Genomic DNA, 15,509 nt, shown 5'->3' on the forward strand with positions numbered 1-15,509 from the left:
GTGGGTTGGTTCCGAACTTCCGCAGCGCGGCTACATCGAGGCAATCAACCGCTCCACCCGTTCGTCGACCGACCTGAACGGGTCCTTGCACAGGACGGTCCGCTGCGCCTGATCGTTGAGCTTGAGATGCACCCAGTCGACGGTGAAGTCGCGGCCGGCCTCCTGAGCTGCGGTGATGAACTCACCGCGCAGCTTCGCGCGGGTCGTCTGCGGCGGTGTGTCCACGGCAGCCTCGATCGTCTCGTCCTCGGTGATCCGCTTCACCAGCCCCTTGCGCTGGAGCAGGTCGAACACACCGCGACCACGTTTGATGTCGTGGTATGCCAGGTCGAGTTGCGCGATCTTCGGGTCGGCAAGCTCGAACCCGTCACGGTCCTGGTAGCGCTGGAACAGCTTGCGCTTGATCACCCAGTCGATCTCCGTGTCCACCTTGGCGAAGTCCTGCGACTCCACCGCATCGAGCATCCGGCCCCACAGATCCACCACCTGGCTGACCTGTGCGTCGGGTTCGCGGTTCTGCAGGTGTTCCACCGCGCGCGCGTGGTACTCGCGCTGAATGTCCAGTGCACTGGCCTGCCGGCCGCCGGCCAACCGCACCGGGCGACGTCCGGTGACGTCATGACTGACCTCGCGGATGGCGCGGATCGGGTTGTCGAGCGCGAAATCGCGGAACGCGACCCCGGCCTCGATCATCTCCAGGACGAGGGCCGCGGTTCCCACCTTGAGCATGGTGGTCGACTCCGACATGTTGGAGTCGCCGACGATCACGTGGAGGCGACGGTACTTCTCGGCGTCGGCGTGCGGTTCGTCGCGCGTATTGATGATGGGCCGCGACCGGGTAGTCGCCGAGGACACCCCCTCCCAGATGTGCTCCGCCCGCTGAGACAGGCAGAAGGTGGCCGCCTTGGGAGTTTGCAGGACCTTGCCGGCACCGCAGATCAGCTGCCGCGTCACCAGGAACGGCAACAGAACGTCGGAGATCCGGGAGAACTCCCCGGCCCGCGCCACCAGGAAGTTCTCGTGGCAGCCGTACGAGTTACCGGCGGAGTCGGTGTTGTTCTTGAACAGGTAGATGTCGCCGCCGATGCCTTCTTCGGCGAGCCGCTGCTCCGCGTCGATGAGCAGTTCCTCGAGAACCCGCTCCCCCGCCCGGTCGTGATTGACCAACTGGATCAGGTTGTCGCACTCCGCCGTCGCGTACTCGGGGTGCGAGCCGACGTCCAGATACAGGCGGGCACCGTTCCGGAGGAACACGTTGGAACTACGGCCCCACGACACCACCCGCCGGAACAGGTAGCGCGCAACCTCGTCGGGGCTCAGTCGCCTGTGACCATGGAAGGTGCAGGTCACACCGAACTCAGTCTCAATACCCATGATTCGTCGCTGCACACCTCGACAGTACAACGCGGATCACGCGGCGGAGCGAGAAAACCGTCGGCGACACCGCACGCATACTCTGAGGTCGTGAAGCCACCGTTACACCGGATCCACCGAGCCGACGAGTTCGTGTTCGACCGCAGCGCCAATCTACGTCCGTCCGAGGCCGACAGGGTGATGCGTTTCCTCAGCCGTGCCGCCGACAAGGGGGTGCTGTGGTGGGCAGCCGCGGCAGTACTCACCGCCGTCGGCGGGCGGGCGCGGCGCGGCGGTGTCCGCGGTCTGCTGTCCCTCGCCCTGGCCAGCATGCTGGCCAACGGGATCCTGAAACCGCTGTTCCCTCGGCGGCGGCCCACCGCCCGGCAATGGGCCAGCGTACTGCGGGGGGTGCGCATTCCGCTGTCGTCGTCGTTCCCGTCCGGGCACGCCGCATCCGCGGCGGCCTTCACCACCGGGGTCGCCCTCGAGTCGCCGGTCACCGGCGCCGTGCTGGCACCGCTCGCGGCGGCAGTCGCCTACTCCCGCGTCCACAACGGAGTCCACTGGCCGAGTGACGTGCTTGTCGGGCTCGCGTTCGGTGGTGTCGTGGCCTCGAGCACCCGACGCTGGTGGGCGGTCCGCTCGGAGGACCCGGCCGACCTCGGTTCCGCGGCCGACGTTCCCGCACTACCCGGTGGCGAAGGCCTACTCGTGGTGGTCAATCCCGGATCCGGACCCGGCGACGATGCGCCGACCGACGAGATCGGCGCCGCCTTGCCGAATGCACTGGTGCGCACCCTCGACATGGACCAGGATTTCGCCGAGCAGCTCGACACCTGGATCGGCGGGACCCAACCGCAGGCGCTCGGGGTCTGCGGCGGCGACGGCACGGTGGTCGCGGTGGCAGCGGCAGCGGTCCGCCACACGCTGCCGCTGGCGGTATTTCCCGGGGGCACCCTCAATCACTTCGCCCGCGACGCGGGCGTCACCGACATCGCCGGAACGGCGAAGGCTGTCGAGGAGGGGCGCGCCCGGCACGTCGACAAGGCCGTCGTCGGCACCGACGTCGCAGCGCCGGCCCCGTTCCTCAACACCGCCAGCCTGGGTGGATACCCGGACGCCGTGCGACTACGGGAAAAGTGGCAGCCGCGGCTCGGGAAATGGCCGGCCGCCTGCGCCGCAATGATCCGGATCCTGTCCGCCGCCGCACCCCTCGCCGTCACCATCGACGGGGAACCGGTGCTGATCTGGATGCTGTTCGTCGGAAACGGCCGGTACTCGCCGGCCGATCAGGTTCCGATGTCACGCCCGGCGATCACCGGCGGAATGCTCGATGTGCGATATGTGCGGGCAGACCGCCGCGCCTCACGATCCCGGCTGCTGTTCGCCGCGGCGACCGGCACCCTCGGCACCACACCGGTGTACGTCCGGTCGCTGGTGCCGAGGCTGACCGTGCAGGTCGACGGATCACCGGTCGCTCTGGCGACCGACGGCGAAGTAGTCGCCGACGCCCGCACCTTCGACTTCCGGGCCGAGCCCGAAGCGCTCGCGGTGTACCGCCCTCAGCCCTGAGATTCGGTCGACGTCGTCCCGTTGTCCGGAGTCGGCTCTGCGGCCGATTCCGACGGGGCGGCGGGCGGCTCCGGAAGCAGCCCCTCGAGCGCACTCCCGACGATCCGCCGGAACGCGCGCCGGGGACGGGTCTGATCGAGCACCGCCACCTCGAGAGCCGACACATCGACGTTGCGGCGTTCACCGTCGCCCGCACCGCCCTGCCGCAATGCGTTGACCGCGACCCCGACCGCGTCCTCGAGGCCCAGATCGGCGCGATAGGACTCACGCATGGCAGTAGCGATCGGTTCCGTCGTGCCACCCATCACCACGAAGTCCTGCTCGTCGACGATGGATCCGTCGTAGGTGATGCGGTACAACTGCGGCGCCTTGGGGCTTCCCACCCGCCCCACCTCGGCGACGCAAATTTCCACCTCGTAGGGCTTGGGCTGCTCGGTGAAGATCGTGCCCAGCGTCTGCGCATAGGCGTTGGCCAGCGACCGACCCGTCACATCGCGGCGGTCGTAGGAGTAACCGCGCATGTCGGCGTGCACGATGCCGGCCCGCCGCAAGTTCTCGAACTCGTTGTATTTCCCCACCGCCGCGAACCCGAGGCGGTCATACAGCTCGCTCACCTTGTGCAGGGCGGTCGACGGATTCTCCGCGACGAACAGCACACCGTCGTGGAAGGTGAGCACCACGACGCTGCGCCCCCGGGCGATGCCTTTGCGCGCCAGCTCCGAGCGATCCCGCATGATCTGCTCGGCTGATGCGTAGTACGGCATGGTCATCGCGCCGACCCCCCTTCTTCGGTCCGCTCGGCGACGATGCGCCGCGCCAACTCCGACGTCGTGTCCTCGGACACGTGCACCGCCCCGGCCTGCGTGATCGTCACCGCGGTCGGGTAGATACCCCTGGTCACATCCGGGCCGCCGGTGGCCGAGTCGTCGTCGGCGGCGTCGTACAGCGACTCGATGGCCGCGCGCAACGCGGTCTCCTCGTCACTCTCCGGCGTATACAGCTTCTTCAGCGACGACTTCGCGAACAACGAACCCGAACCGACCGCGTGGTATCCGGAGCGTTCCTCGTAGCGACCGCCGACCACGTCGTAGGACACGATCCGGCCCGCCCGCGCGTCGTCGTCCGCGTCGAGGTCGTAGCCGACGAGGAGCGGCACCACGGCGAGGCCCTGCATCGCGGCCCCGAGATTGCCGCGCACCATCGACGCCAGGCGATTCGCCTTGCCGTCGAACGTGAGCTGAACGCCCTCGATCTTCTCGTAGTGCTCGAGCTCGACAGCGAAGAGCCGCACCAACTCGATCGCGATACCGGCGGTACCTGCGATTCCGGCAGCAGAGTATTCGTCGGTGATGTACACCTTTTCCACGTCGCGACTGGCGATCAGGTTTCCCTGTGTCGCTCGCCGGTCACCGGCAATGAGCACCCCACCCTTGTAGGTGAGCGCCACGATCGTCGTTCCGTGCGGTGCGAGATCACCGCTGTCCATCCCGTCACCACCCCGTGCGGTCGAGTGCGAGCGAAGGCCGATCCGATTCTCCGGCAACAATTCTGGTGCATGACCACGCAGATACTCGGTGAACGAGGACAGGTTCGAACCGAAGCTGAGCCTCGTGTCACCGTTGTGTATCCGCAGTGCCGGTCGATCCGCCGTCACTGGCCGCCCTTCTGGACATAGGCCCGGACGAAGTCCTCGGCATTCTCCTCGAGCACGTCGTCGATCTCGTCGAGGAGGTCGTCGGTGTCTTCTGCCAGCTTTTCACGACGTTCCTGACCTGCAGCTCCGTCACCGCCGGGGGTGTCGTCCTCATCGCCGCCACCAGTACGTTTGGTCTGCTCCTGTGCCATCGCCGCCGACCTCCTTGTGTAAAGGGAGCTCTTCTTCCGAGCGTCCTGTTCTGCCAAGCAGTCTGACTGATCATCCGCTCGGACCTTCACCCTACCGAGCGCCGACGCCCCACGTGTGCCGACGCGGCGGTGAGTTCCCCGGCGGGACCTACCGCGGCCGGCCCGAGGGCTCAGTTCGTGAGCTCGTCGACGAGCTCCTTCGCGGTGGTCACCGACTCCAGCAACGCTCCGACGTGGGCTTTGCTGCCCCGCAGCGGCTCGAGTGTCGGGATCCGGACCAGGGAGTCTCCACCCAGGTCGAAGATCACCGAATCCCAGCTCGCAGCCGCAATGTCGGCACCGAACCTGCGCAGGCACTCGCCGCGGAAGTACGCGCGGGTGTCGATGGGCGGTGCATCGACGGCGTCCAGGACCTGCTGCTCGGTGACGAGCCGTTCCATCGACCCGCGCGACACCAGGAGGTTGTACAGCCCCTTGTCGAGACGCACGTCGGAGTACTGGAGGTCGATCAGGTGCAATTTGGGGGCGGCCCATCCGAGGCCTTCCCGGCTGCGCGCACCCTCCAGAAGACGCAGCTTCGCCGGCCAGTCCAGTAGGTGTGAGCACTCCAACGGATCACGCTCGAGCAGGTCGAGCACCATGGCCCATTTTTCGAGCAGGTCGGTGACGCGGGGGTCGTCGTTGCCCTCGGCGGAGACGAATTTCGCAACCCGGTCGTGATAGATCCGCTGCAGGGCAAGCCCCGTCAGCTCCCGGCCGTCGGCCAACGCCACAGTGGCCCGCAAGGTGGGGTCGTGACTGATGTGGTGCACGGCGGTGACCGGGCGTGCGAGCTGGAGGTCGGTGAGATCGACGCCGGCCTCGATGAGATCGAGAACCAGGGCGGTGGTGCCGACTTTGAGGTACGTCGACATCTCGGCCAGATTGGCGTCACCGATGATGACGTGGAGCCGGCGGTACTTGTCCGCATCGGCATGGGGTTCGTCGCGGGTGTTGATGATCCCGCGCTTGAGCGTCGTCTCGAGGCCGACCTCCACCTCGATGTAGTCCGCACGCTGCGACAACTGGAAACCGGCCTCGTCGCCGGACTGACCGATGCCCACCCGCCCGGACCCGGTGATCACCTGACGGGACGCGAAGAACGGGGTGAGGCCGTTGATCACCGCGGAGAACGGGGTAGCCCGCGACATGAGGTAATTCTCGTGGGTGCCGTAGGAGGCGCCCTTGCCGTCCACGTTGTTCTTGTACAGCTGCAGTCGCGGTGCACCGGGCACACTCGACGCGTACCGGGCGGCGGCTTCCATCACCCGCTCACCCGCCTTGTCCCAGATCACCGCGTCGAGCGGGTCGGTGACCTCGGGGGCGGAATACTCCGGATGGGCGTGGTCGACGTACAGGCGCGCGCCGTTGGTGAGGATCATGTTGGCGGCACCGACCTCGTCGGCGTCGATGACCGGTGCGGGGCCGCTGAGCCGGCCGAGGTCGAATCCGCGGGCGTCGCGCAGGGGCGACTCCACCTCGTAGTCCCACCGCGTCCGCTTGGCCCGGGGCACCCCGGCCGCTGCCGCATAGGCGAGCACCGCCTGGGTCGAGGTCAGAATCGGATTGGCCGACGGCTCGCTGGGCGAGGAGATTCCGTACTCGACTTCGACACCGATGATCCGCTGCATGCTGCGAGCCTATGCGATCACCGGTTCCCGAGACGGTCAGGCCTGCGCGCACTCCCGATTGCGGTCGACGGAACCTGCCACGGCTCGGGCCGAAATCGAGCGACCGGCCGTGGCACGGCCATGAGTACCCCGACGCCGACGGGACGGGGACGGCGTCACCATGCTGGTGGCAGGATCGGACGCATGGATTCCGCGCCGGACACTTCACGACAGGCACACGAAGTGGTGGCGGTGTTCGACGACGCAGGCCACCCTGTCGGGTCCGCCGAACGATCACGGGTCTATGACGAGGGGCTGTGGCATGCCAGCGCCGGAGTGCTCGTGCGGTCGGGCGACGGAAAACGTCTCTACGTGCACCGGCGGTCCGACACCAAGAGGGTGTTCGCCGGTCATCACGACTGCCTGGCTGGCGGTGTGCTCGATCCCGGCGAGACCCCCGAACAGGCCGCCGGCCGGGAATTGGCCGAGGAGCTGGGGATCACCGGTGCCGTGCTCACCCCGATCGCCCGGGTGTCCTGGAACGGCCGGTGGCAGGGGCTGCGCCTGCGCTGCCACCTCTACGCCTACGAAACCCATTGGGATGGCCCGATCATTCACCAGGAGAGTGAAATCGCGGCCGGCTGGTGGTGGACCCCCGAAGAGCTGCTCACGCACCTCCGCGACCCGGCTTGGCCGTTCGCCCCCGACACCCGCGCACTGCTCGGAAACCGTGTCGCCCCGGACGTGAACCGGCCCGGAGAACAGACCGGCACGGCGGGAAACGAATGACGTTCCCGCCGTGCCGGTATGGGCAAACCGCTACAGGTACTGGCCGGTGTTGGATTCGGTGTCGATGGCGCGGCTCGCGCTGGCGTTCTTGCCGGTGACCAACGTGCGGATGTAGACGATCCGCTCGCCCTTCTTGCCCGAAATGCGTGCCCAGTCGTCCGGGTTCGTGGTGTTCGGCAGGTCCTCGTTCTCCGAGAACTCGTCGACGATCGAATCGAACAGGTGCTGGACCCGCAGGCCGGGGGCCCCGGTGTCGAGCACCGACTTGATCGCGTACTTCTTGGCCCGGTCGACGATGTTCTGGATCATCGCACCCGAGTTGAAGTCCTTGAAGTACAGCACCTCCTTGTCACCGTTGGCATAGGTGACCTCGAGGAAGCGGTTCTCCTCACTCTCGGCGTACATGCGGTCGACGACCCGCTCGATCATCGCCCGGATGCAGGCGGTGCGGTCCCCACCGAACTCGGCCAGGTCGTCGGCGTGGACGGGCAGCGTCTCGGTCAGGTACTTGGAGAAGATGTCCTGTGCCGATTCCGCGTCGGGACGCTCGATCTTGATCTTCACGTCCAGGCGGCCCGGACGCAGGATTGCGGGGTCGATCATGTCCTCGCGGTTGGAGGCGCCGATCACGATGACGTTCTCGAGCCCCTCGACACCGTCGATCTCGCTGAGCAACTGCGGGACGACGGTGGTCTCGACGTCGGACGAGACACCCGATCCGCGGGTACGGAAGATCGAGTCCATCTCGTCGAAGAACACGATGACGGGAGTACCCTCCGAGGCCTTCTCGCGAGCCCGCTGGAAGATGAGCCGGATGTGCCGTTCCGTCTCGCCGACGAACTTGTTGAGCAGCTCGGGACCCTTGATGTTGAGGAAGAACGACTTCGCTTCCTTGCTGTCCTCACCGCGGGCCTCGGCGATCTTCTTGGCCAGCGAGTTCGCGACAGCCTTCGCGATGAGTGTCTTACCGCAGCCGGGCGGGCCGTACAGGAGCACACCCTTGGGTGGGCGGAGCGCGTACTCGTGGAAGAGGTCCTTGTGCAGGAACGGCAACTCCACCGCGTCGCGGATCTGCTCGATCTGCCGTCCGAGCCCGCCGATGTCGTCGTAGTGCACGTCCGGGACCTCTTCGAGGACGAGATCCTCGACTTCGGCCTTCGGTATCCGCTCGAACGCGTATCCGGCCTTGGTGTCGACCAGCAGAGAATCGCCGGGCCGCAACTTGCGGGTGGGTGACTCCGCGTCGTACGCGACCGACTCTCGCTCACTGTCGGCGAAGACCGCGGCGAGGGGTTCGGCCAGCCAGACGATGCGTTCCTCGTCGGCGTGACCCACCACGAGGGCACGCTGGCCGTCGTCGAGGATCTCGCGCAGGGTGCTGATCTCGCCCACACGCTCGAAGGTGCCGGCCTCGACGATGGTGAGGGCCTCGTTGAGGCGCACGGTCTGACCGAGCTTGAGCGTCTCGGCCTCGACGTTCGGTGAGCACGTCAACCGCATCTTGCGACCGGAGGTGAACACGTCCACGGTCTGGTCGTCGTGCACTCCGAGGAGGACGCCGTATCCGCTCGGCGGCTGGCCGAGGCGATCGACTTCCTCTCGAAGAGCGATGAGCTGCTGGCGTGCTTCCTTGAGGGTGTCCATCAGCTTGGTGTTACGGATGGACAACGAGTCCACTCGCGATTCCATCTCACGGAGCTGTTCCGGCGACTCCGCGAGCTGCCTCCGCAATGCCGACGCCTCTGCGCGCAACGCCTCGAGCTCTCGTGCGGCCGCAACCGAATCGGGGTTCTCTGTCGAGCTCATGTGCGTCTCCTCCCAATGAAGATCTATCAACGCTACCGGCACCGCCCGAATTCTGCGCCGTGACACGGAATCTGCCGATTGCGAATCGGCCAACGAGAGACCCGAACCTCCAGTTCCATCATGTTAGCCTTGCCTACCTGCTGAGCAGTGTCTCTCTCTTCTGTGTAACGAAAGGGCTCGTCGTGATAATCCGCACATCGCTGATCGGCACTTCCCTCGTCGGCAGGACTGCAGTCGCCGCGGGTGCCGTCGTCCTCGCGCTCGGCCTGGCGTCGTGCTCGTCCGACGACACCGCGGACACCACAGCGGCCACCGCCACGACGGCCTCGGCGGCCGCGGCCGCGACGTCGACCGAGGACTCCGTGGCCGCGCCCAGCTCGGAGGAACTGCTCACCACACTGCAGGTTCTCGTCGATCCCGCACGACCGGTCGACGAGAAGACCGCCGTGGTGGTCAAGGGTGACGAGCGCCGCTCCAACATCGAGGCCATGACCGCCGCCACCGCCAACTACCCGGTGTCGTTCACTGTCACGGACGTGCAGGTAGACCGTGATATTGCCACCGCGAAGGTGGCGGTGACGAGCCCGCACGGCACCGCCGCTCCCACCCCGTGGACGTGGGAGAACGTCGACGGGACCTGGAAGGTGTCGGACGAGAGCACCTGCGCGTTGCTGGGCATGGCCCGCACCGGCTGCTAGAACAGACCCGCGAGACCGTTTCCGCGGCGGCGTCCCTTCGGGCGCCGCCGCTTTCGTCGGTGTCAGCCCTTGCCGGACCTGCGCTGCGGCTTGGGGGTGACGGTGCCCTCGGCGAGGCGCCGGGCACTGACGAGGAACGCGGTGTGGCCCTGCATCCGGTGCTCGGGGCGCACCGCCAGGCCGACCACGTGCCAACCCCGCACGATCGACTCCCACGACCGGGGCTCGGTCCAGCACTCCTGCTCCCGCATCGCCTCGACGACTTTCGAGAGCTGCGTCACAGTAGCGACGTAGACGACGAGAACGCCGCCCGGAACCAGCGCCTTCGACACGGCGGGCAGGGCGTCCCACGGCGCCAGCATGTCGAGAACGACCCGATCCACCTGTCCGCCGGCCGCCTCGGGGTCGAACTCGGCGACATCGGCGATGGTCAGATCCCAGTTGTCCGGTCGTTCCCCGAAGAAGGTTTCGACGTTGCGCACCGCGTGCTCGGCGTGGTCGTCCCGCACCTCGTAGGAGATGACCCGACCCTGCGGTCCCACCGCACGGAGAAGAGAGCAGGTCAGTGCCCCGGATCCGGCGCCCGCCTCGAGCACCCGCGCACCGGGGAACACGTCACCCTCGTGCACGATCTGCGCGGCGTCCTTCGGGTAGATCACCTGGGCGCCGCGCGGCATCGACAGGATGTAGTCGACCAGCAGCGGCCGCAACGCCAGGTAGGGGGTGCCGTTGGTGGACTTGACGACACTGCCCTCGTCGGTGCCGATCAGGTCGTCGTGCAGGATGCCGCCGCGGTGGGTGTGGAACTCCTTGCCCGCCTCCAGGTTGACCGTGTAATGCCGGCCCTTGGCGTCGGTCAGCTGGACGCGATCGCCCACCCGAAACGGTCCGCTCGGTCGCGTTTCGCGTCCTACCATGTGTCAACGACTCCTCAGCCTGTTCGTTCCGGCCGTCGTACTCGCCGGCGGCCGCGACGAGACTGTCGGACCAGGCGCCTACCCTGCCAGGTGTGAGCATCTCAGAGTCGGCAGCCCCTGTGACAGAGGGTCCCCCATCACAGACGAAGGGTTCCCCATTGCAGCTCGGAGCGGGAACGGCAACCCGCAGGCGCCCCGCGCTCTCCCCCTCCCGGGCCGGCGACTTCAAGCAGTGCCCGTTGCTCTACCGGTTCCGGGCCGTCGACCGACTCCCCGAGGCGCCCTCGCGGGCGCAGGTGAAGGGCACTGTGGTGCATGCGGCGCTGGAAACCCTGTTCGGGCTACCCGCCGCCGAGCGTGTGCCCGAGCGCGCCGTCGACCTCGTCCATCCCTCGTGGGAACGGATGCTCGCCGAGACACCCGAACTGATCGACTTGGTACCCGCCGAGGAGCGTCAAGGGTTCCTCGACGAGGCCCGCTCCCTGGTCACCGCCTACTACGGTCTGGAAGATCCGACGCGGTTCGAGGCCGAGTCGTGTGAGCTGCGGGTGGAGACCGAACTTGCCGACGGGGTGTTGCTGCGCGGCTTCGTCGACCGCATCGACGTCGCGCCCACCGGCGAGGTGCGGGTGGTCGACTACAAGACGGGTCGCGCCCCGCGGGAAATGAGCGAGTCCAAGGCCCTGTTCCAGATGAAGTTCTACGCCCTGGTGCTGCTCCGGACCCGGGGGATCGTGCCCGCCCAGTTGCGCCTGCTGTACCTGGCCTCCGGCATCGTGCTCACTTACGCGCCCGACGAGGACGAACTGCTGCGATTCGAACGCACGCTCTCGGCCATCTGGAAAGCGATTCTGACAGCGGGTGCGACCGGGGACTTCCGCCCCAAGCCCAGCCGACTGTGCGACTGGTGTGACCACAAGGCCCTGTGCCCGTCGTTCGGCGGAACACCGCCGCCCTATCCGGGATGGCCTGAGGGGCCGGCCGAGGAGACACCTGCGTTCGAGGAGATCGTCGAATGAGTGCGGAGTCCTACTACGTTCCGGTCGGTTCGAAGTCGCTGAGCGCTGCAGCGTCCGATCCGGATCGGAAGGTCACCATCGAGCGGTTCGCGAGTACCGACCTGACCGTCAGCGTGTGGGCCGACACCATGCAACACGGCGCGCCCCCGTCCGCCCTCCTCCTTCGCGCGCTCGAGCGCTGCGACGCCCGAAACGACGTGCGGGTCACCCGGGTCGCCGTCGACATCCTCGGCCCCATCCCGATCGCCGAACTCGAGGTCCGCTCCTGGGTACAGCGTCCCGGGCGGCGGGTGGAGTTGGTGGTCGCGGAACTGTGGAGCACCGATACCGCCGGCCGATCGCGCGCGGTGGCCAGGGCTACCGGGTGGCGAATGGAGACCGTTGATACCGCCGCCACGGTGCACACCGCCGACACGCCTCTCCCACCGCCGGAAGCAGGCCGCGACGGTGCCGTGTGGCGTTTCCCCGCATCGGGTTACCTCGACACCCTCGACTACCGGTGGATCACCGAGATCGGCGGCGAAGGTCCCGCCGCGATGTGGGCGAAGCCGAAGCCCGCCCTCGTCCGGGGCGAGCAGATGACTCCGCTCGAGCGGTTGTTCTCCGTGGCCGATATCGCCAACGGTGTCGGTTCCAAACTCGACCCGACGCAGTGGACGTTTCTGAACACGGACCTCACGGTTCACGTGTTCCGGGTGCCGTCGGGGAGCTGGGTTGGCGTCAGCGCGGAAACCTCGATCGGCCCCGACGGGGTGGGTATGTGCGCGGGCGTGCTCTACGACCACGCGGGTGCGGTCGGGCGCATCACCCAATCCGTACAGGTCCGCGCCCGCCCCTGAGTTCGGAACGAGCGCAGACCGAAGCGGAACGCGGACTCACAGAGCCCGGCACGACCGGATGTTCGAGGCCAGAATCGCCTTGGCACCGAGTTCGGCGAGCTCGTCCATCACACCGTTGTGCCCCTTGATCGGCACCATCGCCCGCACTGCCACCCAGTTCTCGTCGGCCAGCGGCGACAGTGTCGGGGATTCCAGACCCGGGGTGATCTTCAACGCGTCGTCGAGGATCGTCTTAGGGCAGTCGTAATCGAGCATGAGGTTCTGCTGCGCGAACACGATGCCCCGCACCCGCTCCACCAACTGGTTGCGGGCCGAATTGTCGGCGGGCGAACCCGCGCGTTCGATGAGCACACCCTCGGAGTCGCAGAGGGTGTCCCCGAAGGCCACCAGGTTGTGCTGGCGCAGTGTGCGTCCCGACCCCACCACGTCGGCGATCGCGTCCGCGACACCGAGCTGAATCGAGATTTCGACCGCGCCGTCGAGGCGGATCACCGAGGCATCGATGCCTCGGGCCGACAGGTCGTCGCGCACCAGGTTGGGGTAGGACGTGGCGATCCTCAGCCCCGCGAGGTCCTCCACGGACCAATCCTTCCCGGCAGGGGCGGCGTACCGGAAGGTGGACCGGCCGAAGCCGAGTGAGAGCCGTTCGGAGACAGGTGCGCCCGAATCGCGGGCGAGGTCGCGGCCGGTGATCCCGAGGTCGAGTTCACCCGAACCGACGTAGATGGCGATGTCCTTGGGCCGCAGGAAGAAGAATTCGACCTGGTTCGACGGGTCGAGAACGGTCAGATCGCGGGAGTCGGTGCGGCGCCGGTAACCGGCTTCGCTGAGGATTTCGGCGGCGGACTCGGACAGCGAGCCCTTGTTCGGGACTGCAACGCGCAGCATGGGAGGGGTCCTTTCGGAGAAGACGCGGGGTGAGGGAAGGCTCGATCGACCGATCACAGATGTCGGTAGACGTCCTCGAGTTTCAGCCCCTTACCCACCATCAGCACCTGAACCCAGTAGAGCAGCTGGGAGATTTCCTCGGAGAGCGCGTCGTCACTCTCGTGCTCGGCGGCAATCCACACCTCACCGGCCTCTTCGAGGATCTTCTTTCCCTGCGAATGGACGCCGGCGTCCAGGGCGGCAACGGTGCCGGAGCCCTCGGGACGGGTGGCGGCGCGTTCAGTCAGCTCGGCGAACAGGGATTCGAAGGTCTTCACGAGGACCCATTGTTTCACGCCACCGCGGTCCCCTCGGAACCGGTCACCACCCGAGAGTGCGGCGACTCTCGAACCGGCGGACCCCACCCGACACCGGGTCGATGAACTCGATGGCCCGCGCGAGCAACTGCAGGGGCGAAGAGAAGTCGCCGGGCACCGAGCGGCGGAAGGTCGGGTAGTAGTTGTCGCCCTCGATCGGCAATCCCAGCGACGACATGTGCAACCGCAGCTGGTGCGTGCGACCCGTCCTGGGCAGCAGGCGGTAACGTCCGCGACCATTCCTCGACTCGAGCAGGTCGATCACGGTTTCACTGTTCGGCTCCCCCGGTTCCTCCGTTGCCGTCATCACCCCGTGTTCCTTCACGATGCGGCTGCGAACGGTGCGCGGAAAGGTCAACGCCGAAGCGGTACCGGCAAGCGCCTCATACTCTTTCGTCACCTGCCGGGAGACGAACAACTCCTGATACGGTCGACGATCCTCACGCCGGACGAGGAACACGAGCACACCCGCCGTCATCCGGTCGAGCCGGTGCGCCGGCGTCAGTTCGGGGAGGTCGAGGGCCTTACGCAGTCGTACGACCGCAGTCTCGGTGATGTGGGCGCCACGCGGGATGGTCGCGAGAAAGTGCGGTTTGTCGACCACGACGAGCCGGTCGTCGTGGTGGAGGATGTCGATGTCGAAGGGCACCGGGATCTCGGGGGCAGGATCACGGTAGAAATACACGAACCGCGTGGGCGAGTACCGTGTTCGGCGATCGACCACCCGCCCGTGTTCGTCGACCACACCACCACTGTCGATCAGCGTGAGCCAGTGCGCACTGTCGTCCGGGTAGGTCCGCAGCAGAAAGTCGGCAACGGTCTTCGTGTCGAGGTCGGCGGGCATCCGGATGCGGTCCGGTCCGAGGCCGTTACGGACGGGCAGAGGGGCACCGGCCACGTCAGCCGACCCGACTGTCGGCGGTGCAGCCCTCACACACCAAGGCAAGCGCACGCCCCTGATTCTCGGGCAGATTTTCGTAACGGGACGTGGGATCCCCGCATACGGTGCAGGTTCCCAGAACGCTCGCCCGCTCGCTGAAGTTCACGGACATCCGCTTGTCGAAGACATACAGCGACCCTTCCCACAGGGCGCTGTCACCGAAGGCTTCGCCGTACCGGACGATGCCGCCGTCGAGTTGATACACCTCCCCGAAACCGCGCGAGCGCATCAGCGACGACAGCACCTCACAGCGCACCCCGCCTGTGCAGTACGTCACCACCGCCTTGTTCTTGAGGTGGTCGTACTTGCCGCTGTCGAGTTCGTGGACGAAGTCCCGGGTCGTCGACACTTCGGGGACGACGGCCCCGCGGAATCGGCCGATCTCCGCCTCGAAGGCGTTGCGGCCGTCGAAGAACACGACGTCCTCGCCCCTACCCTCGACCAGTTCGTGCACCTCGTGTGGCGCCAGGTGGGTGCCGCCGCCCACGACCCCGGTCGTGTCGACTTTCAGCTCGTCGGGCGCACCGAAGGACACGATCTCGGGCCGTACCCGGACGCTGAGCCGGGGAAAGTCGGCGCCGTGTCCATCGGACCATTTGATGTCGGCGTCGCGGAAGGGTGCGTAACTCCGGGTGCCCTTGACATACTTCTTGACGTCCCGGATGTCGCCGCCCACCGTGGCGTTGATGCCGTGCTCGGAGATCAGGATTCGGCCGGTGAGACCGTTGGCCTCGGCGAGGGTGTGCTGCCACAGCCGGATCGCTTCCGGGTCGGCGAGCGGTGTGAACACATAGAACAGCACAATCTTCTGCACAGCCACGGGAAACCAGGATAC

General features: G+C 67.0%; 16 protein-coding genes. 5 read left to right on the top strand and 11 right to left on the bottom strand.

From position 1 onward, the window contains the following. Window positions 1-30: 30 nt before the first annotated feature. Entirely contained in the window at window positions 31-1,389 is a 1,359-nt protein-coding gene (gene pafA / locus R4P95_RS24185) for a Pup--protein ligase (protein ID WP_213572268.1), read from the bottom strand. Window positions 1,390-1,554: 165 nt separating this feature from the next. Between pafA and R4P95_RS24190 the strand changes: the two genes are divergently transcribed. Further along, complete coding sequence (locus R4P95_RS24190; protein ID WP_397517648.1) at window positions 1,555-2,928, top strand: bifunctional phosphatase PAP2/diacylglycerol kinase family protein; 1,374 nt, start codon at window positions 1,555-1,557, stop codon at window positions 2,926-2,928. Here R4P95_RS24190 and prcA read toward each other — a convergent pair. From prcA to dop, 4 genes are all read right to left on the bottom strand, one after another. Then, entirely contained in the window at window positions 2,919-3,698 is a 780-nt protein-coding gene (gene prcA, locus R4P95_RS24195; RefSeq protein WP_109329571.1) for a proteasome subunit alpha, read from the bottom strand. The genes R4P95_RS24190 and prcA overlap by 10 nt on opposite strands. Next, window positions 3,695-4,582, bottom strand: a complete 888-nt coding sequence (gene prcB / locus R4P95_RS24200) for a proteasome subunit beta (RefSeq protein ID WP_159922031.1) — start codon at window positions 4,580-4,582, stop codon at window positions 3,695-3,697. The genes prcA and prcB overlap by 4 nt, the downstream gene beginning before the upstream one ends. Beyond that, on the bottom strand, window positions 4,579-4,773 hold the full coding sequence (locus R4P95_RS24205; protein ID WP_005242990.1) for a ubiquitin-like protein Pup: 195 nt from the start codon (window positions 4,771-4,773) through the stop codon (window positions 4,579-4,581). Before R4P95_RS24205 ends, prcB begins: the two co-directional genes overlap by 4 nt. A 170-nt stretch (window positions 4,774-4,943) precedes the next feature. Beyond that, the gene (gene dop / locus R4P95_RS24210; RefSeq protein ID WP_213572270.1) at window positions 4,944-6,443 is read right to left on the bottom strand and encodes a depupylase/deamidase Dop; all 1,500 of its coding nucleotides are present in this window, start codon (window positions 6,441-6,443) and stop codon (window positions 4,944-4,946) included. Between the two features lie 183 nt (window positions 6,444-6,626). On the opposite strand from dop, the gene R4P95_RS24215 reads away from it, so the two are divergent. Continuing rightward, window positions 6,627-7,211, top strand: a complete 585-nt coding sequence (locus R4P95_RS24215) for an NUDIX hydrolase (protein WP_317744685.1) — start codon at window positions 6,627-6,629, stop codon at window positions 7,209-7,211. Between the two features lie 30 nt (window positions 7,212-7,241). Here the strand turns inward: R4P95_RS24215 and arc are convergent, their stop codons facing one another. After that, on the bottom strand, window positions 7,242-9,017 hold the full coding sequence (gene arc / locus R4P95_RS24220; protein WP_159922025.1) for a proteasome ATPase: 1,776 nt from the start codon (window positions 9,015-9,017) through the stop codon (window positions 7,242-7,244). A 182-nt stretch (window positions 9,018-9,199) separates the two neighbouring features. On the opposite strand from arc, the gene R4P95_RS24225 reads away from it, so the two are divergent. Then, a complete protein-coding gene (locus R4P95_RS24225) occupies window positions 9,200-9,715 on the top strand; it encodes a hypothetical protein (protein ID WP_317744684.1) in 516 nt (171 codons plus the stop codon). A gap of 62 nt (window positions 9,716-9,777) precedes the next feature. Here the strand turns inward: R4P95_RS24225 and R4P95_RS24230 are convergent, their stop codons facing one another. Beyond that, window positions 9,778-10,632, bottom strand: a complete 855-nt coding sequence (locus tag R4P95_RS24230; protein ID WP_317744683.1) for a tRNA (adenine-N1)-methyltransferase — start codon at window positions 10,630-10,632, stop codon at window positions 9,778-9,780. A 92-nt stretch (window positions 10,633-10,724) separates the two neighbouring features. Here R4P95_RS24230 and R4P95_RS24235 point away from each other — a divergent pair, with 92 nt between their 5' ends. Together R4P95_RS24235 and R4P95_RS24240 are read left to right on the top strand one after the other, a co-directional pair. After that, window positions 10,725-11,651 carry a RecB family exonuclease gene (locus tag R4P95_RS24235; protein WP_213572274.1) on the top strand — a complete coding sequence of 309 codons (927 nt, stop codon included), beginning with the start codon at window positions 10,725-10,727 and terminating at the stop codon, window positions 11,649-11,651. After that, window positions 11,648-12,490 carry a thioesterase family protein gene (locus tag R4P95_RS24240; protein ID WP_213572275.1) on the top strand — a complete coding sequence of 281 codons (843 nt, stop codon included), beginning with the start codon at window positions 11,648-11,650 and terminating at the stop codon, window positions 12,488-12,490. Before R4P95_RS24235 ends, R4P95_RS24240 begins: the two co-directional genes overlap by 4 nt. Before the next feature lie 36 nt (window positions 12,491-12,526). Here R4P95_RS24240 and hisG read toward each other — a convergent pair whose 3' ends face one another. The 4 genes from hisG to R4P95_RS24260 are packed head-to-tail and all read right to left on the bottom strand — an operon-like array spanning window position 12,527 to window position 15,494. Beyond that, window positions 12,527-13,378, bottom strand: a complete 852-nt coding sequence (gene hisG, locus R4P95_RS24245; RefSeq protein WP_213572276.1) for an ATP phosphoribosyltransferase — start codon at window positions 13,376-13,378, stop codon at window positions 12,527-12,529. 53 nt (window positions 13,379-13,431) lie between these two features. Continuing rightward, complete coding sequence (locus R4P95_RS24250; RefSeq protein WP_201453570.1) at window positions 13,432-13,713, bottom strand: phosphoribosyl-ATP diphosphatase; 282 nt, start codon at window positions 13,711-13,713, stop codon at window positions 13,432-13,434. Window positions 13,714-13,738: 25 nt separating this feature from the next. Next, entirely contained in the window at window positions 13,739-14,632 is an 894-nt protein-coding gene (locus tag R4P95_RS24255) for a pseudouridine synthase (protein ID WP_213578043.1), read from the bottom strand. Between the two features lies 1 nt (window position 14,633). Further along, window positions 14,634-15,494: a rhodanese-related sulfurtransferase gene (locus R4P95_RS24260; RefSeq protein WP_317744682.1), complete on the bottom strand. Its 861-nt coding sequence runs from the start codon at window positions 15,492-15,494 to the stop codon at window positions 14,634-14,636. Between the last annotated feature and the right edge of the window lie 15 nt (window positions 15,495-15,509).

The organism is Rhodococcus sp. IEGM 27 (assembly GCF_033142305.1).
GTDB classification, from domain to species: Bacteria; Actinomycetota; Actinomycetes; order Mycobacteriales; family Mycobacteriaceae; genus Rhodococcus_F; species Rhodococcus_F oxybenzonivorans.

Coding starts and splice junctions, on each gene's coding strand:
- R4P95_RS24190 (WP_397517648.1), top strand. CDS start 1,555: ATGCGTTTCCTCAGCCGTGCCGCCGACAAGGGGGTGCTGTGGTGGGCA.
- prcA (WP_109329571.1), bottom strand. CDS start 3,698: ATGACCATGCCGTACTACGCATCAGCCGAGCAGATCATGCGGGATCGC.
- R4P95_RS24205 (WP_005242990.1), bottom strand. CDS start 4,773: ATGGCACAGGAGCAGACCAAACGTACTGGTGGCGGCGATGAGGACGAC.
- dop (WP_213572270.1), bottom strand. CDS start 6,443: ATGCAGCGGATCATCGGTGTCGAAGTCGAGTACGGAATCTCCTCGCCC.
- R4P95_RS24215 (WP_317744685.1), top strand. CDS start 6,627: ATGGATTCCGCGCCGGACACTTCACGACAGGCACACGAAGTGGTGGCG.
- arc (WP_159922025.1), bottom strand. CDS start 9,017: ATGAGCTCGACAGAGAACCCCGATTCGGTTGCGGCCGCACGAGAGCTC.
- R4P95_RS24230 (WP_317744683.1), bottom strand. CDS start 10,632: ATGGTAGGACGCGAAACGCGACCGAGCGGACCGTTTCGGGTGGGCGAT.
- R4P95_RS24240 (WP_213572275.1), top strand. CDS start 11,648: ATGAGTGCGGAGTCCTACTACGTTCCGGTCGGTTCGAAGTCGCTGAGC.
- hisG (WP_213572276.1), bottom strand. CDS start 13,378: ATGCTGCGCGTTGCAGTCCCGAACAAGGGCTCGCTGTCCGAGTCCGCC.